The 19670-nt window shown below is 71.6% G+C and carries 19 protein-coding genes; 9 read left to right on the top strand and 10 right to left on the bottom strand.

The window, feature by feature from the left end; genetic code table 11:
• Positions 1–92: 92 nt before the first annotated feature.
• From HCN51_RS47615 to egtA, 5 genes are read right to left on the bottom strand one after another with little or no spacing between them, the layout of a single operon-like run.
• A complete protein-coding gene (locus tag HCN51_RS47615) occupies positions 93–1316 on the bottom strand; it encodes an aminotransferase class V-fold PLP-dependent enzyme (RefSeq protein WP_346434054.1) in 1224 nt (407 codons plus the stop codon).
• Entirely contained in the window at positions 1313–2293 is a 981-nt protein-coding gene (gene egtD, locus HCN51_RS47610) for an L-histidine N(alpha)-methyltransferase (RefSeq protein WP_168018549.1), read from the bottom strand. The genes HCN51_RS47615 and egtD overlap by 4 nt, the downstream gene beginning before the upstream one ends.
• A 20-nt stretch (positions 2294–2313) precedes the next feature.
• Complete coding sequence (gene egtC / locus HCN51_RS47605) at positions 2314–3021, bottom strand: ergothioneine biosynthesis protein EgtC (RefSeq protein ID WP_168018547.1); 708 nt, start codon at positions 3019–3021, stop codon at positions 2314–2316.
• The gene (egtB, locus tag HCN51_RS47600) at positions 3022–4314 is read right to left on the bottom strand and encodes an ergothioneine biosynthesis protein EgtB (RefSeq protein WP_168018545.1); all 1293 of its coding nucleotides are present in this window, start codon (positions 4312–4314) and stop codon (positions 3022–3024) included.
• Complete coding sequence (gene egtA / locus HCN51_RS47595; RefSeq protein WP_168018543.1) at positions 4311–5642, bottom strand: ergothioneine biosynthesis glutamate--cysteine ligase EgtA; 1332 nt, start codon at positions 5640–5642, stop codon at positions 4311–4313. The genes egtB and egtA overlap by 4 nt, the downstream gene beginning before the upstream one ends.
• Before the next feature lie 114 nt (positions 5643–5756).
• On the opposite strand from egtA, the gene HCN51_RS47590 reads away from it, so the two are divergent.
• A complete protein-coding gene (locus tag HCN51_RS47590) occupies positions 5757–6113 on the top strand; it encodes an anti-sigma factor family protein (protein WP_168018532.1) in 357 nt (118 codons plus the stop codon).
• Positions 6114–6311: 198 nt separating this feature from the next.
• Here the strand turns inward: HCN51_RS47590 and HCN51_RS47585 are convergent, their stop codons facing one another.
• The 3 genes from HCN51_RS47585 to HCN51_RS47575 form a co-directional block, all read right to left on the bottom strand.
• Complete coding sequence (locus HCN51_RS47585; protein WP_346434053.1) at positions 6312–6620, bottom strand: anti-sigma factor family protein; 309 nt, start codon at positions 6618–6620, stop codon at positions 6312–6314.
• Positions 6621–6661: 41 nt separating this feature from the next.
• The gene (locus HCN51_RS47580; protein ID WP_155128274.1) at positions 6662–7294 is read right to left on the bottom strand and encodes an RNA polymerase sigma factor; all 633 of its coding nucleotides are present in this window, start codon (positions 7292–7294) and stop codon (positions 6662–6664) included.
• Between the two features lie 736 nt (positions 7295–8030).
• On the bottom strand, positions 8031–9095 hold the full coding sequence (locus HCN51_RS47575) for a TerC/Alx family metal homeostasis membrane protein (RefSeq protein WP_168018517.1): 1065 nt from the start codon (positions 9093–9095) through the stop codon (positions 8031–8033).
• A 219-nt stretch (positions 9096–9314) separates the two neighbouring features.
• Between HCN51_RS47575 and HCN51_RS47570 the strand changes: the two genes are divergently transcribed.
• From HCN51_RS47570 to HCN51_RS47535, 8 genes are all read left to right on the top strand, one after another.
• Positions 9315–9944, top strand: coding sequence for a TetR/AcrR family transcriptional regulator (locus HCN51_RS47570; protein WP_168018516.1), 630 nt, complete (start codon positions 9315–9317; stop codon positions 9942–9944).
• Between the two features lie 271 nt (positions 9945–10215).
• Entirely contained in the window at positions 10216–12129 is a 1914-nt protein-coding gene (locus HCN51_RS47565; RefSeq protein WP_168018515.1) for a primary-amine oxidase, read from the top strand.
• 501 nt (positions 12130–12630) lie between these two features.
• A complete protein-coding gene (locus HCN51_RS47560; RefSeq protein ID WP_168018514.1) occupies positions 12631–14187 on the top strand; it encodes a pyridoxal phosphate-dependent decarboxylase family protein in 1557 nt (518 codons plus the stop codon).
• The gene (locus HCN51_RS47555) at positions 14184–15710 is read left to right on the top strand and encodes a phenylacetate--CoA ligase family protein (RefSeq protein ID WP_168018513.1); all 1527 of its coding nucleotides are present in this window, start codon (positions 14184–14186) and stop codon (positions 15708–15710) included. Before HCN51_RS47560 ends, HCN51_RS47555 begins: the two co-directional genes overlap by 4 nt.
• A gap of 21 nt (positions 15711–15731) precedes the next feature.
• The gene (locus HCN51_RS47550; RefSeq protein ID WP_168018512.1) at positions 15732–16322 is read left to right on the top strand and encodes a hypothetical protein; all 591 of its coding nucleotides are present in this window, start codon (positions 15732–15734) and stop codon (positions 16320–16322) included.
• Between the two features lie 14 nt (positions 16323–16336).
• Positions 16337–17125 carry a hypothetical protein gene (locus tag HCN51_RS47545; protein WP_168018511.1) on the top strand — a complete coding sequence of 263 codons (789 nt, stop codon included), beginning with the start codon at positions 16337–16339 and terminating at the stop codon, positions 17123–17125.
• 27 nt (positions 17126–17152) lie between these two features.
• Positions 17153–17581 (top strand): hypothetical protein, encoded by a 429-nt coding sequence (locus HCN51_RS47540; RefSeq protein WP_080041530.1) that lies wholly within the window; start codon positions 17153–17155, stop codon positions 17579–17581.
• Between the two features lie 14 nt (positions 17582–17595).
• Positions 17596–18159, top strand: coding sequence for a hypothetical protein (locus HCN51_RS47535; protein WP_080041531.1), 564 nt, complete (start codon positions 17596–17598; stop codon positions 18157–18159).
• Positions 18160–18194: 35 nt separating this feature from the next.
• On the opposite strand, the gene HCN51_RS47530 is transcribed toward HCN51_RS47535, so the two are convergent.
• Together HCN51_RS47530 and HCN51_RS47525 are read right to left on the bottom strand one after the other, a co-directional pair.
• Positions 18195–18743 carry an isochorismatase family protein gene (locus tag HCN51_RS47530; RefSeq protein WP_168018510.1) on the bottom strand — a complete coding sequence of 183 codons (549 nt, stop codon included), beginning with the start codon at positions 18741–18743 and terminating at the stop codon, positions 18195–18197.
• A 72-nt stretch (positions 18744–18815) separates the two neighbouring features.
• Positions 18816–19670 (bottom strand): substrate-binding domain-containing protein (locus HCN51_RS47525; protein ID WP_168018509.1); only part of this gene is annotated, 855 nt, incomplete at its 5' end.

The following is a 19670-nucleotide window of genomic DNA, read 5'->3' as shown; positions in this document are numbered from 1 at the left end:
CTCCTCATGGTTTTGCGCCGTCTAAAAGTTGAACGGCGTGTAGTAAGTGAGCACAGCATAGACACTGAACGCAGTAGGGTGTCAACGTGAGGTCAGGCGGCGGCGAGAATGCCGGCCAGCGCCCGCAGGGTGTCCAGGGAGGTGCCAGGTGGCGGGGAGACGCGCAGCACGGGCTCGCGCAGGTGCAGCGGGGCGCGGGCCGCCGGCACCACGCCGACCAGCAGGGACGACTCCGCCGCGCGGGCGGCGGCCCGCTCGGCCGAGTCGCCGGGCGGCGGGGCCAGCGTGACCAGGGCCGAAGGCTCGTCCAGCGGCTCGGCCACCCGCCAGCCGCCCACCCCGTCGAGCAGGGCACGGGCCGCGCGGCCCAGCTCCGCCAGATGGGCGTGCACGGCGGACGGGCCGAGCGCGTACAGCTCCTCGACCGCGGCGGCCAGCCCCGCCCTGGCCGCGATGGGGCCCTCCGAGCTCTCGAAACGCGCCGCCCCCTCCACCGGCGCCACCTCGCCCCGCTCCCACCCGGGGCCTTCCCAGACGTGGCCGCTGAGCGTCGGGGCCGGGGCGTCCATGGCCGGCGACAGCTCGGGCACGAGCAGGAAGCCGACGCCACGGGGGCCGGCCAGCCACTTGCGGGACGTGCCCACGTACGCGGTCGCGCCGATCCCCCGCACCTCCACGTGGCCCAGCGACTGGCAGACGTCCAGCACGAACGGCACCCCCGCCGCCCGGCACAACACCGCCAGCTCCGCCGCCGGCTGCACGACGCCGTGGTGGGAGCCGACGTGCGAGACGACCACGAGGTCCAGCCCGGACGCCAGCCTCGCGCGTACGCCGTCGGGGTCGATCCGGGCGTCGCCGTCCACGGGCAGCTCGACGAGCCGCCAACCGCGCTGGACGGCCAGGCGGCGCAGCAGCATCAGCGTGCCGCCGTACTCGGTGCGCGCGCAGCCGACGCGGCTGCCGGGGCCGAGCCGCCACCCGCCGAGCAGCGCCGCCATGGCCGCCGTCCCGCTCTCCAGCAACGCCACCTGCAGCGAACCGCTCTGTGCGGGATCGACCAGCGCGGGATCGACCAGCGCGGGATCGACCAGCGCGGGATCGACCAGCGCGGCCAGGGCCGTGCGGGCGGCGGTGAGGTCGGGGACGGCGGCGTAGCCACCGCGTTCGCGTTCCCGCCGCAGGTGCGCCGTCATCGCGTCGAGCACCCGGTCGGCGGGCACGTTGCAGCCGGCCGCGTCGAGGTGCCCGGGCGGCATCACCGCCCGCGCCGCCCGCCACCTCCCGCCCACCTCCTCAGGGGTCGGGCAGGTGCTCACGCCTCGGCCAGGACCAGGGCGAAGTCTCCCGCCGGGTCGGTGTAGTGGCGGCGCACCCCGAAGCCCGCCGCCTCCAGCTCCATCCGCAGCCCCTCCGGCCGGAACTTGGCGCTGATCTCCGTGCGCATCTCCTCCCCCGCCTCGAACGACACCTCCAGCCCGAGCCCGCCGACCCGCACCCGCATCTCACGGGAGGCGCGCAGCCGCATCTCGATCCAGTCGTGCCGCTCGTCGTACAGGGCGACGTGCTCGAACGCGTCCGGCTCGAAGTCGGCGTCCAGCTCCCTGTTGATGACGTGCAGCACGTTCCTGTTGAACGCGGCCGTCACCCCCGCCGAGTCGTCGTAGGCCGCCACCAGCCGCCCCCTGTCCTTCACCAGGTCGGCCCCCAGCAGGAACGTGTCGCCCGGCCGCAGCGTGGCCCGCAGCTCCTTGAGGAACACGGCGCGGGCGGCCGGTTCGAGGTTGCCGATGGTGCCGCCGAGGAAGGCCACCATGCGCCGCCCGTTGCGGGGCAGCAGCGCCAGGTGCCGTTCGAAGTCGGCGCACACCCCGCGTACGGTCAGCCCCGGATAGCGCGCGGCCAGGCGGTGCGCGGCGGCGTCGAGGGTGACGGCGTCCACGTCCACCGGCGTGTAGCCGCGCAGGGTGCCCGCCGCCGACAGCGCGTCCAGCAGCAGCACGGTCTTCTCGCTGGTGCCCGAACCCAGCTCGACCAGCGTGTCCGCGCCGGAGACGGCCGCCAGGTCGGCGGCCCGCGCGCGCAGGATGGCCAGCTCGCGCCGGGTCGGGTAGTACTCGGGCAACCGGGTGATACGGGAGAACAACTCGCTGCCGGTGGCGTCGTAGAACCACTTGGGCGGCAGCCACTTGGGGGTGGACGTCAGGCCGGTGATGACGTCGTGTTCGAGGGCCTGGCGCAGGTAGTCGCGGTCAAGATGGCTGATCACGCGCACGGTGGACTGGGTGACGGGCACGAGGCCTCCAAGAGATGGGTTCACAGCGGCTGGACGCGTACGTCGTCGCGGGTCACGGTCAGCAGGCTCCGCTCGGGCACGGCCTGCCAGCCGGGCAGGTCGTCGAGCGGCTCGCTGGCCACCAGCACGCCGTCGTGGAATCGGTGGTGGAACAAGGTGTCGCCCCAGACGGTCGCGGCGAGCGTCGTGCCGTCGGAGGCAAGCAGGTTGAGGCGGGCGGCCGGGTCCTTCTCCCCGGCCTGGACGACGACCTCGGCCAGCGCCTCGCCCAGGCCGGCGCCGGCGCGCCCGCGCTGGAACACCGCGCCGGCGACCCAGGCGGCGTCGCAGGTGCTCTCGGCGGCGTCGCACAGGTCGGCGACCGCGTCACGGGCGACGCGGCCGTTGTGGCTGAGCAGCCACGTGCGGTCGGCGAACGGCGCCGTGGCGCTCTCCTCGACCGGCATGCCCACGGTGGCCGAGCGCACCGCGGCCAGCAGGCACGTCGAACGGGCCACGGCGGCCAGGCCCGGCAGGTTCGCGTCAGTCCAGATGGGCACGGAACGGCGGTAACGCACCGGCTCAGGACGGCCCGGAACGTACCAGCCCATGCCGTACCCGTCGGCGTTCACCATGCCGTGCCGCTGGCGGCGCGGCGCGTACGACTGCTTGAGCAGCCCGTGCTCGGGCTCGTCGATCAGCGAGGCGAGCGAGCGCTCGGCGCCCAGCCAGGCGGCGTGCCTGCACACTCAGACCAGCTCCGACCGGGCGCAGCGGAAACCGGTGAAGATCTGCCGGCGGATCGGGTAGTCCCAGTTTCTGAACGTGGTGCGCACCGCCGCCGGGTCCGCCGCCCACGAGCCGCCGCGCAGCACGCGGTACTCCTCGCCGAAGAACACCTCGCTGTACTCCTTGTACGGGAAGCTGCGGAACCCCGGGTAGCCGTGGAACCAGGAGCTCGTCCACTCCCACACGTCGCCCACCATCTGCTCGGCCCCGTAGGCGCTGGCGCCCGCCGGGTACGCGCCGAGGGCGGCGGGGTGGGAGGCGCGGTGGCCGAGGTTCGCCAGGGAGGGGCCGGGGTCGGCCTCGCCCCACGGGTAACGCCTCGACCGGCGCGCCTCCGGGTCCCAGCCGCACGCCTTCTCCCACTCGGCCTCCGTGGGCAGCCGCTTGCCGGCCCAGCGAGCGTACGCGTCGGCCTCGTACCAGCTCACGTGCTGCACCGGCTCGTCCATCGGGACGGGCTCGACGCGGCCGAAGCGGGTGCGGTGCCAGGTGCCGCCGTCGCTGGTCCAGAACAGCGGGGCGGTGATGCCGCGCCGCTGCCGCCACTGCCAGCCCTCGGGCGTCCACCAGCGCGGGTCGTCGTACCCGCCGTCCTCCATGAACGCCAGGTACGCGCGGTTGCCGACCGGCAGCCGGTCGATCCAGTAGCCGGGCAGGTCCACCCACGTGGCGGGGCGCTCGTTGTCGTAGGCCCACGGCAGCGTGTCCGTGCCCATGAGGAACGGCCCCGCGGGCACGTGCACCTCCTCCGGGCCCCCGGCACGGCCCGGCGGCAGGTCGCCGTCGCGCACCAGGCCCGGCTGCCCGGACAGCTGCAGGGTGGCGAGCATGGTCTCGTCGTGCTGGTGCTCGTGCTGGATCACCAGCCCGAACACGAACCCGTCGCGGTGCAGCGGCGACGGCCCCTCCAGGTCCACCTCGTCGAGGACGTCGAGCACCCGGCCGCGCACGCCCTCGATGTAGCCGCGCGCCTCCGCCGGGCGCAGGAACGGCAGGCTCGGACGGTCTTTGCGCGGGGTCTTGAACGCGTCGTAGATGTCGTCGATCTCCGGCCGCAGCGGGGTGATGCCGGCGGCGGCGCGCAGCACCCACAGCTCCTCGTAGTTGCCGACGTGCGCCAGGTCCCAGACGAGGGGGGACATGAGCGGCGAGTGCTGGTTCACCAGGAGGTCGTCGTCGGCGTCGGTGTAGGCGAGCGAACGGTCGCGGACGGCTATGAGCTCTCTGGCGATGCGTTCCTTGATGTCGTTCATGCGTGTCCTTCATGTACGGGGTCGTGGCCGGCGAGTGGACCGTGGCCGTCGTGGTCGGCGATTGGATCTTGGTCGTCGTGATCGAGCCATGGCGGGGCCGGGTGAGGCGCCTCCATCAGGTCGGCCGCCGGGGAGCGGCCCTTCCTCACGTACCGGTCGGCGAACGCGGCCACCGCGCCGACCAGCGCCGCATCCGCGCCCAGCCTGGGCAGCGCCTCCAGGGCGGCACGGAAACCCACCTCGGCGGCGTTCCGCAGCCTCGGATCCGCCAGCCCGCACCGCGCGGCCCTGTCCCATTCCTCCTGGCCGCCCGCTTCTGTCGGGACGGCGGCCATCGCGGCGTCGCCGGCCCGGTCGTCGGTGATGAGCGCGTGCGTCACCGCCACGCACACCGGCCAGACCGCCGGATGCTGCGCGTCCAGGTAACGGACCTCCAGCCAGCGGCGGGGCCGGACCGGCGGGAAGACGGTGGTGGCGTGGTAGGCCAGATCCTCCAGAGTGGGCCGCCGCACCCCACCATCGCCCCGGCCCCCACTACTTTCTGAACCCTCGCCGGCGCCGTTCAGCCAGTCGCGGAACGTCGAGCCATCGCGTACCGGCCGATAACGCTCGTCGTCCTCCCGCACGAGCATCAGCCGGGCATCCAGCAGGTAATCCGCCCAATCGGCGACAGGATCGCCCGTGACCGGTACCGGCCTGGTCCGGGTCGGATCGAGGTTGTTCCACACGTCCTGACGGCCGGACATCCACCCGTGCGGCCGGCCGCCGCTCAGCGGCGAGTTGGCGAAGGCGGCCAGCAGCACGGGGCCGAGCGCGTGCGCCCGCTCCCACCGCACGCCCGGCCGCCGCCCGAAGTCCAGGTTGACCTGGATCGACGCGGTGGAGCACATCATCAGCGGCCCGAACGGCGCCCCCAGGAACTCGGCCATCGCCTCGTAACGGGGCAGGCCGAGCTGGCGGCACGGAACGCGTACCGGATCGAGCCCCACCCCGCCCAGCACCAGCCCGGCCGCCCGCAGCCCCGCACGCACGGCGGCCACGTCGGCACTCAGGCGGGTGATCGTGTCGGGCAACGCCCCCGCCGGCCCGGACAGCTCCAGCTGCCCGCCCGGCTCGAACGTCACCCGGCTGCCGCCCGGCAACCGTGCGGGCAGGGCCCGCTCCGTCCGCTCCATCGGGACGTGCCCGCCGGGATCCGTCCGGTCGAAGACGAGGAACTCCAGCTCGACACCCACCCGGTCGCCGGCGGGGCGGAAGCACCGGCGCGCGTACCCCGCCACCTCCGTGACGTCGCGCAGCGGCGTGCTCTCGGCCGTAACCCCGATCATCGTCTTCCCTTCGCCGGCGCCACAGGTACGCACGCGACTACAGAGCCGGGAGGCGCGCGATCGTTACACACGAATTTCCGCGTAACGGATGGGACGCGTTCGGCACTGTGTGACATGGAGGAGGGTTCACTGGGCTGCACCGACGTGCTCGCCCTGGCCACGGACTACCTGGACGAAGCGCTCCCACCGGCGCGGCACCGCACCGTCGGGGAGCACCTCGACGCGTGCCGCGACTGCTCGGCGTGGCTGGCACAACTCCTGGCCACGATCGCCGCTCTGGGCTGCCTGCGCGACGGCATCATCCCCCGACCGGTACTAGCGGCACTGCGGGAAAGCTTCAGCCATCGGAAAGACCGGGCCGCCGGCCCCTGCCCGAACGCCCTGGGCCATGGCGGCGCCGGCGGCGAAGCGGCCGGGACCGGCGTAGGCGAACGTAGGGGCGGGGGCACGGACGAAAGCCCCAGAGGCTGAGGACGGCATTGGGCCAGGACCGACGGCGGGACCAGCGGTGAGGGCGGGACCAGCAGCGGGAGCAGGAGCCAAGCACCGGGGCAGCGGCAGGAGCGGGGCCCAGCGGCGGGGCGGAGCCGTTGGCGGAGGCGCCAGCTCAGTGGTCAGGGCCGGCGGAGACGGAAGTGAGCGACGAGGACAGAGGCGGGGGCGGACCCACTACGAACGACGGTCGTGGTCGTGGTCGCGGGGGTGACGGTTGCGGTTGCGGAAGGCCGACATGAGCCGGTCCCGTACCGGTGCGGACAACTTCTCCGGCGGCTGGTCGCCGAGCACCTTGATCGTCGTACGGAACTGGTCGAAGTAACGCCCGCACCCCTCGCAGCAGGACAAGTGCGCCCGCACGCCGTCGCGGGACGGCTGGTCGAGGGCGTCCTCAAGGTAGGCGGTGAGAAGTTCCGCCAGCTCGTCGCAGGTGAACCGCTTCACGACGTTGACCGCCCTCGTCTCTGGGATGAACCGTTTCACTCATTGTCGCCGTTGTATCGGCCTGATGGGGCCGCGCAAGCTCATTCGGGCTGTTTGACGGACTCGTAGTAGTCCGCCAGCCAGCCGCGTACCGCGGTGCGGGCGCGGTGCAGCAGCACCCGCTGGTTGGCCGCCGAGATCTCCAGGATCTCGCAGACCTCGTCGGAGGTGCACCCCTCCACGTCACGCAGGGTGATCACGACCCGCTGCCGGGGCGGCAGCCGCCCCAGCGCCTCGGCGATCAGCACGCGCACCTCCGCCGCCAGCGCCTCCCCCTCGGGCGTCGGCCACCCCGAGGCGCCGTCCACCCGGGCGCCCTGGGCCGCCGCGCCGAGGTCCGCGAACACGTCACCGTCGCGTTCGAACGCGCTCCACGGCAGCGTACGGCTCTCCCGCACGCCGCGTTTCTTCGCGGTGTTGACCAGGATGCGGAAGACCCACGTCTTGACGGAGGCGCGCCCCTCGAAGGCGTCGATCCCGTCGATCACCGCCAGCCAGGTGTCCTGCACGACCTCCTCAGCGGAGTGGTCGGTGGACACGTAGGACCTGGCGACCCGGAGCATGCCCCTGGACCAGGTGTCGAGCAGCGCCGCGAACATCGCCTCGTCGCCGTCGCGCAGGGCGCCGACGACGATGTCATCCGGGGGCAGCCCGCCGCCCTCGAAAGACCCCACGATCGCTCCCCCTCCGGTCGAACGCTGGGACATCTCACCTCCGAGACCGAACCCGAGCCCGGCCCCACCCACCTCCGGTGGGACACCGCTCAGGTTAATCTCCCCCACTGACGTTTCCCCGGCACCACCGCCCGTAGCCCTCCCATGTACGACTTGTCCCGACACACCCACCCCTCCACCACCCCCGCCGCCTCGCATCCCGCCGGCACCACGTCCCTCCGCTTCGTGCCCATGCGGTGCGATGGGGGCGGTGCCGTGGCCGTGCTGGGCGCCGTGCCCGAGCTGGCCGCCGTGGGCGTGGCGCCGGGCTCCGCCGCACACCGTCCCGCCGACCCGGCGCTTGGAAACGAGCCGTCGCATCGTGGCCGCGACTGCGCCCGCCGTGCCGCATCGCGTCCGCGCCATACCTCTGCGCTGCGTGCCCGTGGGGCGTGGTGCGGTGCCCGAGCTAGGCGCCGTGGGCGTAGCGCCGGGCTCCACCGCACACCCTCCCGCCGACGCGGCGCTTGGACGCGAGCTTTCGCACCGCCCGCGTGCTGGGGCACGCCACGGCACGCTGCGCTGGACCACACCACGCTCCGTGGCACTGCGCCGGGCCGGGCAGGGCCCCACCTCACCCGCCGTGCCGTGGCCGTGCTGGGCGGCGTGGGCGTGGCGCCGGGCTCGGGCGGGGGCCGTCCGGAGCGGGGGCCGGGTGGCGGAGGGGTCGGGCGGGCATCGGGACCGGGAGGTGGGGTCAGCGTTCGCCGGCCGGTTCCTCCACCGGCTCCACCGGCTCCACCCGTTCCACCCGGGCGGGGGGAGAGGGGCGGAGGCGGTCGCGGCGGTTGGCGAGGAGGCTGGTGGCCGTGACGGTGATCAGGACGGCCACGATGACCCCAAGTGAGGCCAGGGTCGGGATTTCCGGGACCCAGGTCCACACCCCGTGCCCCCAGTGCAGGATGAGTTTCACCCCGATGAAGGCGAGGATGACGCTGAGCCCGTGGTTGAGGTGGCGCAGCTTGGTGAGGACGCCCTGGAGGACGAAGTACAGCGCTCTCAGTCCGAGCAGCGCGAACGCGTTGGTGGCGAAGACGAGGAACGGGTCTTCGGTGACGCCGTACACGGCGGGTACGGAGTCGACGGCGAAGACGATGTCGGTGGCCAGGATGGCGACGGCGGCGAGGGCGAGCGGGGTGAGGGCGAGGCGGCCGTGTTCGCGGACGACGAGGCGGGAGCCGCGGTAGTCCTCGGTGACGGGGACGAAGCGGCGGACGAAGCGGACGGACCGCATGGAGGAGATGTCGACTTCTTGTTCGTCGCCGCGCAGCACGTCCTTGATGATCTTGCCGGCGGTGACGATGAGGATGGCGCCGAACAGCAGGAAGGCCCAGGTGCCGCTCTGGAGGGCGGCGGCGCCGAGCCAGATGAAGATGACGCGCAGCACGAGCGCCCCGACGATCCCGTACAGCAGGACCTGCCTGGCGAGTGCGGACGGCACCGCGAAGGCGGCGAGCAGCAGCATGAAGACGAACAGGTTGTCCACTGACAGCGACTTCTCCACCACGAACCCGGTGTAGAACTCGACCGCCGCGCCGCCCCCGTGGCCGGCCCACAGGTAGAGGCCGAAGAGCACGGGCAGCAGCAGGTAGAAGACGGACCAGGCGACCGACGCGCGCATGCTCTCCTCGCGCGGGCGGCGGGTGATGAGCAGGTCGATGAGCAGGAGCAGGAGCAGGGCGGCCACCGTGACGGCCCACAGTGTGGGTGAGGCGATGGTGCGCAGCGGCTCGGCGGCATGCAGGATTGTCCCCGCGGACATGGGAATACCTCCCTCGAACAGATCCAACCGTTCGAGGTCTCCTTCACCCAGTGGGTGGCCGCCCGGGGACGCGCGGGACGTCCGTACTGACCGGGCCGGCTCTTGTGAAGTACTCCCCTCGCCGGGTTCAGACTAGATCAAACGGGGACATCCCTCCACCCCGAAGGTGGCCTGAGGTCACGCTTGACGGGACAATTGAACGAAATTTTAAATTCGGTCATGGGACGCATCGCGGGAGTGACGGCCGCGGAGACGCGGGAGCGGCTGCTGCTCGCCGCCGCCGAGGTCTTCGCCGAGCGCGGGTACGACGGCACGCGGGTGGCGGACATCGCCGCCGCCGCCGGGGTGAGCAACGGCGCCCTGTACGCGCATTTCGGCTCGAAGGCCGAGCTGCTCGTGGCGGCCCTGCGCGCGCACGGGAGGAACCAGCTGGCGAGCCTGTTCGTGGCCGATCCCGACCGGTCGGCCACGGAGCTGCTGCTGGCGATCGGCCGCACGCTGAACCGGCGGCGCGACCCGCGCGGGCACCTGATCGTGGAGGCGCTGGTCGCGGCGCGCCGGGACGAGGACGTGGCGGGGCCGATGCGCGACTACGTGGGCGAGCGGGCGGCCTGGATCGCCGATCTCGTACGGGTGGCGCAGGGCGACGACGAGCTGGACCCTGAGCTGTCGCCGGACGCGGTGGCGCACTTCTGCCTGCTGCTCGGGATGGGCAGCGCCCTGGTCACGCCGGATCTGCACGGGGTCGGGGACGAGGAGTGGGCGGCGCTCCTGGCCCGGGTGGTGACCGCGCTGGCCCCACCCGGGAACGAGACCGCCCCGGCCCCACCCGGGCACGAATCCGATTAGGCGCAGGACAGGCGGGCGGCGGCCCAGTCGCCGGCTGCCGCTCGGCGATGCGCAGCCGCCACTCGCCGTTGAGGATGGCGATTCCACTCCTGGCAAAAGAGGCGCTGAGGGTGCTGGGGCTGCTGACAAGCGGGTTGACTCCCGTTATGTCTAACATCGGCCCGCGAGGAAGACAATCGATTGCAGACCGCGCGGAAGCGGCGACCGCCCTGGAAATCACCGTCGCCGTGGTGTTCGCTGACGGCGACGTTCCTCGGCAGAGGGAGAAGCCATGACCGCCACGCCGCACCCGCTCGACCCGCTGACGCCAGGCGAGATCGCGGCCGCCCGTACCGTGCTGGCCGCCGCCGGGCTGATCAAGGACACCATCCGCTTCGCGTACCTCGGGCTGGAGGAGCCGCCCAAGGACGCGCTGCTCGCGTACGCGCCGGGCGACCCGATGGACCGCAGGGTCCGGGTCCTGCTGCTCGACACCGCCGGGGCCGCGGCCCGCGACGTGGTCGTCTCGCTCAGCAGGGGGACGATCGACGCCGACCGCACCCTGGACCCCGTGGCCGACGGCCAGCCGCCCGTGCTGGACGCGGAGTTCGGGATCGTGGAGGAGGTGCTGGCCACCGACGAGCGGTGGATCGCCGCGCTCAAGAGCCGGGGCCTGGACGTCTCCAAGGTCAGGGTGGCGCCGCTGTCGGCCGGGGTGTACGCCGACGAGTACCCCGGCGAGTCGGGCCGCCGCATCCTGCGCGGCCTCGCGTTCGTGCAGGAGCACGAGAAGGACCATGCCTGGGCGCACCCGGTGGACGGCCTCGTCGCGTACGTGGACGTGCTGAACCGGACCGTGGACCAGGTGCTGGACTCCGGCCCGGTGCCGATCCCGGCCGGCTCGGGCAACTTCGACGACCCCGCCGTCACCGGCCCGCCGCGCACCACGCAGCGGCCCATCGAGATCACCCAGCCGGAGGGGCCCAGCTTCACGCTGGAGGGCGGCCTGCTGCGCTGGGAGAACTGGTCGCTACGCCTCGGCTTCGACGCCCGCGAGGGGCTGATCCTGCACCAGATCGCCTTCCACGACCGGGACGCGGGCCGCGAGCGGCCGATCGTGCACCGGGCCTCGATCGCCGAGATGGTCGTGCCCTACGCCGATCCCTCCCCGGTGCGCTCGTGGCAGAACTACTTCGACGCCGGCGAGTACCTGCTCGGCCAGTACGCCAACGCTCTGGAGCGCGGCTGCGACTGCGTCGGCGAGATCACCTACCTCGACGCCGTCATCGCCGACGAGCACGGCGTCCCGCGTACGCTGCCGAACGCGATCTGCCTGCACGAGGAGGACCACGGCATCCTGTGGAAGCACACGGACCTGTGGACGGGCTCCGCGGAGGTCCGCCGCCAGCGCCGGCTGGTGCTGTCGTTCTTCACCACGGTCGGCAACTACGACTACGGCTTCTACTGGTACCTGTACCTCGACGGCACCATCGCGTTCGAGGCCAAGGCGACCGGGGTGCTGTTCACCTCCGCTTATCCGCCGGGCGGGTCCGACTACGCGTCGGAGGTGGCGCCGGGGCTGGGCGCGCCCTACCACCAGCACCTGTTCTGCGCCCGCCTGGACATGGCGGTGGACGGGCCGGCCAACCGGGTGGAGGAGGTCGATCTGGCCCGGGTGCCGATGGGGCCGGGCAACCCGCGCGGCAACGCCTTCACCTACCGGCGCACCCCGCTGACCAGGGAGAGCGGGGCCCAGCGGGACGCGGACGCGTCGGTGGGCCGCACCTGGCAGATCACGAACCCGGCGGCGCTCAACGCGCTGGGCCGGCCGGTCGCGTACGCGTTGCAGCCCGAGGGCCGGCCGGTGCTGCTGGCCGCGCCCGGCTCGTCCATCGCGAAGCGGGCCGCGTTCGCGACGAGGCACCTGTGGGTGACCGCGTACGACCCGGACGAGCGGTATCCGGCGGGTTTCCTCGTCAACCAGCATCCGGGCGGGGCGGGCCTGCCCGCCTTCGCCGCCGCCGACCGCGACCTCGACGGCCGCTCGCTCGTGGTCTGGCACGTCTTCGGGCTCACCCACGTGCCGCGGCCGGAGGACTGGCCCATCATGCCGGTCGAGCGCACGGGTTTCTCGCTGCGGCCCGTCGGTTTCTTCGACCGTAATCCGACGCTGGACGTTCCCGCGCATCACGGGCCCGGCGCCTGACCTTTCACTCAGCCGGAGCGGCTTTCCGGACTTTTTCGGACCGCTCCGGCCGCTCTTTTTCCGGGCACCTCCGCCATCGGGAAATCCAGGCCGCCGAAAACAACCTTCAGGCCTTAACTGCAATTGGGGCGGCGGCTCCCGGATATGCGGGCTTGATATTAACCTGGGCCCCTTGTGGCGGAGGACGCCTATTGCGTTGTCCCCCGATTTCATGTTTTGATCCGGCTTGTTCGTCAAACCGGCCTCCACCCCCCTCCATTGGCCGGGTCGCGGTAAGGATGTACGGCACTTTTCTGCTGTCACGCCCGGACCTCCGCCCGGGGGATCGGAGGAGCCCCTTTTCATGCGAACACCGTCATGGCCGCGCACACGTCGGGCCCGATCAGCCGATCGTCAATAACGTTCTCCGCCGAGGCATCGGAACGTTCCCACCGGGTCCAATTTTTTCGGAGGTCGACCTGTCGTGCGCGAAATTCAGGTGAACATTCAACGGAGGCTGCCTTGACACCATCCGGGCCGCAGGAGCCGGAGCTCTCCGCCCCGCCCGCCGATCCTGGCGGGCTCACGCTCAAACCGTTCGACGTCCGGCTGTTCCGAGAGAGCTCCGAGACGACCGTGGCCAAGCTCGAGAAACACCTGGCCGACCTGTCACTCAAAGGGCTGTCGCTGACCGAGCCCGCCGTGCTGTCGCGGGCGGCCAGGGCCCTGATGACGACGGAGCGGGAGCACATCGCCGGGTACGACGAGGACCGGCTCGCCGCCATCATCGACCTGTACGTCAGGACCGGCATCCAGGTGCACTCCCCCGGCTACATGGGCCGGCAGTTCTCCAGCACCGTCCCGCTGGCCGGCGTCATCGACTTCGTCAGCTCCGTGGTCAACCAGCCGTCGTCGTTCTACGAGGCCGGCCAGCTCCCCAACGTGGTCGAGAAGATCATGGCCGACGAGCTCAACCGCTTCATCGGCTGGCCGGCCGACAGCTTCGCCATGGTGACGACGTCGGGCGGCTCGCTGGCGAACCTGACCGCGATGCTGGCCGCCAGGAACGACCGCTTCCCCGGCTTCTGGTCGGAGGGCAGCGCGGCCTACCTGGGCCAGGCCCGTCCCGCCATCGCCGTCGGGGACGACGTGCACTACAGCGTCTCCCGCACCGCGGGCGTCATGGGCATCGGTGAGGCCCAGATCGTCCGGCTGCCGCTGAATGTGGCGCAGCAGATCGACATGGACGCCGTGCGCCCGGCGCTGGACGCGGCGGAGCGGCGCGGCCTGCGCGTCTTCTGCCTCGTGGCCTCGGCCGGCACCACGTCGGTCGGCGCGTTCGACCCGATCGACCGCCTCGCCGAGGTCGCCCGGGAACGCGACATCTGGCTGCACGTGGACGGCGCGCACGGCGCCAGCCTGCTGGTGTCGGACCAGCTGCGCCACCGGCTCAAGGGCATCGAGCTGGCCGACTCGCTGACGTGGGACGCGCACAAGATGATGTTCACGCCGGCGCCGTGCACGCTGCTGTTCTACCGGGAGAAGGACAAGAGCCGGCGCGCCTTCCGCCAGCGCGCCAGCTACGTCTTCGACGAGGATCCGGACGTCTACACCGCGATGGACAGCGGCGGCAAGACGATCGAGTGCACCAAACGCCCCATGATCATGCCGCTCTGGGTCGTGTGGGCCATGTACGGCCGCGCCCTGTTCGCGGAGAAGATCGAGTACCTGTGCCGGCTGACCAGGGACGTCCATCGCGTCCTCCAGGCCGAGCCGGACTTCGAGACCACGCACTACCCCGAGTCCAACATCCTGTGCTTCCGCTACCGCCCCGGCTGGGTGCGCGAGCAGGACGTGCACCGCCTCCAGATGGCGGTCAGGGACCGCGTCAAGAGCCGGGGCACGTTCTTCATCTCGAAGGTGGACGTGGCCGGCGTGGCCGCGCTGCGCGTCGTGATGATGAACCACCTGATCACCGAGGAGCACTTCCGGATGCTGCTCGACGAGATCAGGGCGGTGGGCGAGGAGCTGTGCGGCAACCGGCAGAGCGATCAGCAGCGAGTGGGAGGACGCCGATGAGCCCGAGCACCACGGATCCGCGCACCCTGGCGGCGAAACTGATCCCGGAGGAGGACCTGGCGCCGCCCTCCGTGGAGGCGGTGCCGGCGCTGCCGTCCTTCGCGAGCAGGATGCACGAGTTCGAGCGGGCCTTCCGCACCCCGTACAGCGAGCTGCCGCACGAGATCCAGGACGCGCTGGTGCTGCGCCGCCTGCGCCAGCTCGTCGGCACCGCGCGGCTCAACCCGGCCTGGCGCGAGCGGCTGCGCGACTGCGGCGAGCCGATGACGTACGAGGACTGGCAGGCGATCCCGCTCGCCGACAAGGACGCGCAGCGCGACCTCTACATGGAGGGGCGGCCCGGCCTGGTCGTGCCGCTCGACCGGGGCGGCTTCGAGGTCGTGGCGAGCGGCGGCACCAGCGGCGGCGCCCCGCTGGAGATCGTGTACGCGCTGCGCGAGCTGCACGACACCTACCGGGTCGCCGGGCGCTTCCTCGGCACGTACCAGCTCGGCCGGTACCTGCCGGGCGGGGAGGGCCCGAAGTGGCTGTGCACGACGCTGGCCGACTACCAGATGTGGAGCAGCGGCACCATGGTCGGCGGCGTGCTCCAGCACGTGCCGGGCGTCAACTACATCGGCGCGGGGCCCGTGACCGCCGGGGTGCTGGAGCACATGTTCTCCTACCCGGGCCCGAAGGCGCTCATGGGGATCAGCGCCGGCATCGCGATACTCAGCGACCTGGGGCAGGGCCTCAAGCGCGAGGCCAGGGAGAGCTTCCGGGTCGCGCTGTACGGCAGCGGCGTGCTGGCCCACCGCAGGCGCGCCGAGCTGAAGGCCGTCTACCCGAACCTGACGATCCTCAGCTACTTCGCCGCGACCCAGGCCGAGACCATCGGCCTGCAGCTGGAGGAGACGTCGCCGTGCCTGACGGCGGTGCCGGGGCTGCACCTCGTCGAGATCGTGGACGACAAGGGGCGCTGGGTCGGGGAGGGCGAGGAGGGCGAGCTGGTCGTCACCCGCCTGCACGCGCACGAGGCGCCGCTGCTGCGGCTCAAGCTCGGCGACCGGATGATCAGGCGGCCCCGCCTCGACGGGCCGGGGCCGCGGGCGGAGCGGTTCGAGTTCGCCGGGCGGACCGGGGACGTGCTGCACATCGCCGACAGCCAGTACTCCGCGGCCCGCGCCTACGCGGCGGTGCGGGAGGACCTGCGGTTCGTCACGCCGGTGGACCTGGACGAGGTGGCGCACGAGGTGCAGTTCGTCAACCAGCGTGAGGAGCGCTCGATCACGCTGCTGGCCGCCGTGGACGACGTCGCCGCGCTGACGTACGCGACCGAGGCGGCGCTCGGCCCGTACGGGGCGCACCACGTGTTCGTCAACGCGCTGCCCCGGTCGTTGTCGCTGTTCAACCAGGGGGAGGCCAACGCCGCCTCGATCGAGAAGACCGGCTACCGGTTCCACCTCCGGTTCGTGCCGCGCTCGTCCCCGGAGATCGAGCGGACGAGCGTGGGCAAGGTGCCGCTGGTCCGCGACCGTGGCTGACACCTAGAGAGGAGATCGGAAGTGGCCGTGAAACCGCAGGTGAACATCATCGCCCTGGTGGACGTCATCGGGGCGCTGTCCGACCGCTCGCTGCTCAACGGGAACCTGGTCATGATCGACGACGGCTCGTTCGCGAGCCGGGCGCAGGGGACACCGGACCTGTGCACCGTCGTCCAGCCGGGCCAGGTCGTCCAGTGGACGGCGCTGGCGGTGGACCTGCAGACGCCGGTCGAGATCAGGAACATCGAGTTCCTGCGGCTGCAGCCGCCGCCCGGCCAGCCCGCCTACCCGGCCCCGCAGCCCGCCTGGGCGGGCCCGGCCGGCGCGCCCCCGGGAGGCATGATGCCCGCCCCCATGCCGCAGCAGCCCGCCTACGCGGGAGCGGCGCCGGGTTACGGGCCGGGCGCCTACCCGCCGGGGCCGACCGGGCCCGCCGCCGTGGCGGGCGCCCCCACCACGGAGAGCGAGAAGCTCGACCTCGAGATCTGGGCCGGGGTCGTGCCCTCCTACATGGTGCCGGGGGTGGCCTACCGCTACCGACTGGAGTTCCAGATGTACGAAGGCCCTTACAGCGTGCTGTACGTCGAGACCCCCTCGCTGATGCGGATCTAAGGGAAGGAAGGCCCATGCCCCAGCAACTCGCGATCATCGTCCTCGTGGACGTCGGCAACGCCCTGGAGATGAAGACGCTGGAGGGGAACACGTACCTGTTCGACAACATGAAGCTGCACGGCTCCGAGGGCCAGGGCACCGGCGAGCTGGTGACCGCGATCCACGGCTCGTACTGGCGCGACGGCTCGCAGGCTTCGGAGCAGGTGCTGAACTGGCTGCCGTACAGCCTGGGCTCCATCCCGCCCACCGTCCCCCGCGGCTACGAGGCCGAGCGTGCCCGCCAGACCGACCGGCAGGCCCTGGCCGAGCTCGAAGCCATGGTGAACAAGCCCGCCAACCAGGACGCCGACGCCACCGCCCAGATCAGCCGGCTCCAGCGGACGCTCGGCACCCGGGTCAAGAGCACGCGGCGCACGCGCGGCCCCGCGACGCAGAAGATCCTGGACGTGACGGGCCACGTCATCTCCTACGACGGCGCGGCCGCGCACAGCTACCCGCCGCCCGTGATCACCGACATCTACGGCGAGGCCGTCGACAAGAAGATCATGTATCCGGCCGAGTACGGCTCGCCCGACATGGTGACCGACGGCTGGTACTGGTCGGCCACGGTCGACTCCACGCGGCCGGGCACGTACACGTACACGATGGCCATCCAGCTGCACCGGCTGCTGCTGCAGGGCGGCGACTGGACGTGGGAGCCGGTGGACCTGACCTGCGACTCCAAGATCAGGATCATGTCGGAGCCCAAGCGCAACGCCTTCACGAAGTCGGGCCTGGGCCTGCTGCCCATCCCGCCCGCCTGAACCGCCCACCCACCACGAGGAGGAACCGTGCCCCCCAGAGCGAAGACGCGGGACGACAGCAGGGCGCCCATCTCCATCACCGCCGTCCTTGACGCCGTGGGCGCCCTGGCGGCCGGCAGCGTGCGCGGCAACCTGTACATGTACGACACGAACAAGGCGGGCGGCTCCACCGGCTTCGGCACCGAGGAGCTGCGGACCAGGGTCCGCGCCGGGGATCGCGTCCTGTGGAACTGCCTGGCGCTGGAGTGCGAGGCGTTCGTCGGGATCGCCGGCATCGAGGTCGACAAGAGCGTGATCGAGCCGGAGCGGAAGGTGTATCCGGGCACCGACGTCGCGTACTGGATCGGGACCGTCAAGAAGGACGACATCGACGTGGTCCCGTACCGGATCCGGTTCCTGGTCGGGACGCGCACCGAGCCGATCACCACCACGCTGTCGCCCACGCTGGTGGGCTGAAGGAGGCACCGCTGATGGTCATGCCCAGCACCAAGGCGCGCTCCGGCGGCGTCGAGAAGCAGAACCCGGGGCAGCTCAACTCCGTCCAGCTCAACATCGTCACGCTCGTGGACATGGAGAAGGCCACCGAGAACAAGTCGCTGTCCGGCGCCATGTACATGGTGGACAACAGCGTGGGCGGCTCGGGCCAGGGCACCTCCCGGCTGGAGACGGTCTGCAAGCCGGGGCAGGTGCTCAACTGGATCATCCGGCCGATCGACATGGAGCGGCGCCGCGACGGCACCTGGCCGCCCATGCCCAAGATCAACAACATCGTCTTCCTGGACGTGGAGGCCGGTGACGAGGAGGACGTCGCCGAGAAGAAGGTGTGCGTCGAGCTCAAGATCTACGGCGCGCCCGACCGCATGCGCGACGACCTGACGCCCGTCTACTACTACTGGGCCGGCACCGTCCTGCCCACCATCAAGCCCGGGACCTACCGGTACCGGCTGGTCGTGGAGCTGGAGCAGGAGAACAAGAAGGAGCGGCTCTACCTGAACACCGAGGGCCACCCGTCGATCAGGGTGATCCCCGTCTGAGAGCGGCCGGGGGGACAGCGCGGTCCCCCCTGCCCTCACATCTTGCCGGCCAGCAGGGCGACGGCGTCCTCGGTGGTGGTCACCGTCGAGAACACCGCGCCCTGGACGGCGGCGACGGTGCGATGCAGATCCTGGGCGGTGATATTGCCGAGGCTGAATTCGCTGATCGCGTCGTCCACATAAAAGACTTTGTAACCGAGTTGCACCGCCTCACGTGCGGTCGTGTCGCAGCAGATGAACGAGGTGAATCCACAGATCACCACCCGGTCCACCTGCCGGCCGCGCAGGAACCGGTCGAGGTCGGGATTGGAGAACGAGCCGATGTAGTGCTTGGTGAGCACCGTTTCGTCCGGCGCCGGCCGGACTTCGTCGACGAAGTCGATCCCCGGGCTGCCCGCGTCGAAACTCCGGTCTCCGGGCACTTTGCTGATGTGGCGGACGTGCACCACCGTGGCCACGTCACTCGATCGCGCGGTTTCCAGCAGGCGTTTGATGTTGCTTATCGCCTGATCGAATCTCTCGACGGGCAGCGCGCCGGACCGGGAGTATTCCTGCTGCGCGTCGATGACAAGGAGCGCAATCATGCTTCTCCTTCTGTCTGTCGGCGAATTGCCGGTCGAATTATTCCCGGGGCGATGAACGAAAAACCGGGAATGCTAATTCGAGCGGACCCGCGCGGTCGTGGAGGTGCGCGCCACCAGGTCGGGCTGGAAGATGACCTGGCGGTGCTCGTGGCCGTCGGCCAGGTTCGCCTCCTCCAGCAGGAGCGTGGCGGCGGTGTGGCCGAGCTGCTCGCGCGGCTGCCTGATCGACGACAGCGGCACCGCGGCCGCCGCGGCGAAGTCGATGTCGTCGTAGCCGATGATGGCCAGGTCGGCCGGTACCCGCAGCCCGCGCAGCGTCATCTCCTGCAGCACCCCGATCGCCACCAGGTCGTTGGCGCAGAACACGGCGGTGGGCCGCTCGGCCGGGGGCAGCTCGGCGATCTGCCGGCCGACGGTGCGGCCGGTGGCGACGGTGAGGTCGGGTAAGGGGATCACGGTCAGCGTGTCGTCGGGGCCGAGCACGTCGGCCAGGCCGTCGCGGCGCTGGCGCACCTGGCGGACCGAGAACGGACCGCCGGCGAAGGCGACGCGGCGATGGCCCCGCTCGCGTAAGTGCCGGCCCGCCAGGCGGCCCCCGAGCACGTCGTCCACGGCCACCGCGCAGCCGCCCACGTGAGCGGCCGAGCTGTCGAAGCGCACCACCGGGATGCCGCGCGCGACGAGCCTGCTCAGCCGCTCCTCCTCGCCGCTGTCGTTGACCGGCGTGATCAGCACGCCGAGGGGCCGCTGCTCCTCGAACGTCTCCAGCAGCCCCGCCTCACGGCCGGCGTCCTTGTTGCTGTTGAACACCATGACGGTCACGTCGGCCTGCTGCGCGGCGCTCTCCACGCCGCGCAGGACGTCGATGAAGAACGGGTTGGCGAGGTCGAGCGCGACCACCCCGATGATGCGGCTGCGCCCCGCCCG

Origin of the sequence: Nonomuraea composti (assembly GCF_012034275.1) — a bacterium.
GTDB lineage: Bacteria > Actinomycetota > Actinomycetes > Streptosporangiales > Streptosporangiaceae > Nonomuraea > Nonomuraea composti.
The sequence above is the reverse complement of the archived record's forward strand: the minus strand, read 5'-3'. Positions and strand labels throughout refer to the sequence as shown.

What these genes read in the sequence shown, in the direction of transcription:
- egtB (WP_168018545.1), bottom strand. Translation starts at nt 4,314, where the DNA reads ATGAACGACATCAAGGAACGCATCGCCAGAGAGCTCATAGCCGTCCGC.
- egtA (WP_168018543.1), bottom strand. Translation starts at nt 5,642, where the DNA reads ATGATCGGGGTTACGGCCGAGAGCACGCCGCTGCGCGACGTCACGGAG.
- HCN51_RS47590 (WP_168018532.1), top strand. Translation starts at nt 5,757, where the DNA reads ATGGAGGAGGGTTCACTGGGCTGCACCGACGTGCTCGCCCTGGCCACG.
- HCN51_RS47575 (WP_168018517.1), bottom strand. Translation starts at nt 9,095, where the DNA reads ATGTCCGCGGGGACAATCCTGCATGCCGCCGAGCCGCTGCGCACCATC.
- HCN51_RS47570 (WP_168018516.1), top strand. Translation starts at nt 9,315, where the DNA reads ATGGGACGCATCGCGGGAGTGACGGCCGCGGAGACGCGGGAGCGGCTG.
- HCN51_RS47565 (WP_168018515.1), top strand. Translation starts at nt 10,216, where the DNA reads ATGACCGCCACGCCGCACCCGCTCGACCCGCTGACGCCAGGCGAGATC.
- HCN51_RS47555 (WP_168018513.1), top strand. Translation starts at nt 14,184, where the DNA reads ATGAGCCCGAGCACCACGGATCCGCGCACCCTGGCGGCGAAACTGATC.
- HCN51_RS47545 (WP_168018511.1), top strand. Translation starts at nt 16,337, where the DNA reads ATGCCCCAGCAACTCGCGATCATCGTCCTCGTGGACGTCGGCAACGCC.
- HCN51_RS47535 (WP_080041531.1), top strand. Translation starts at nt 17,596, where the DNA reads ATGGTCATGCCCAGCACCAAGGCGCGCTCCGGCGGCGTCGAGAAGCAG.
- HCN51_RS47530 (WP_168018510.1), bottom strand. Translation starts at nt 18,743, where the DNA reads ATGATTGCGCTCCTTGTCATCGACGCGCAGCAGGAATACTCCCGGTCC.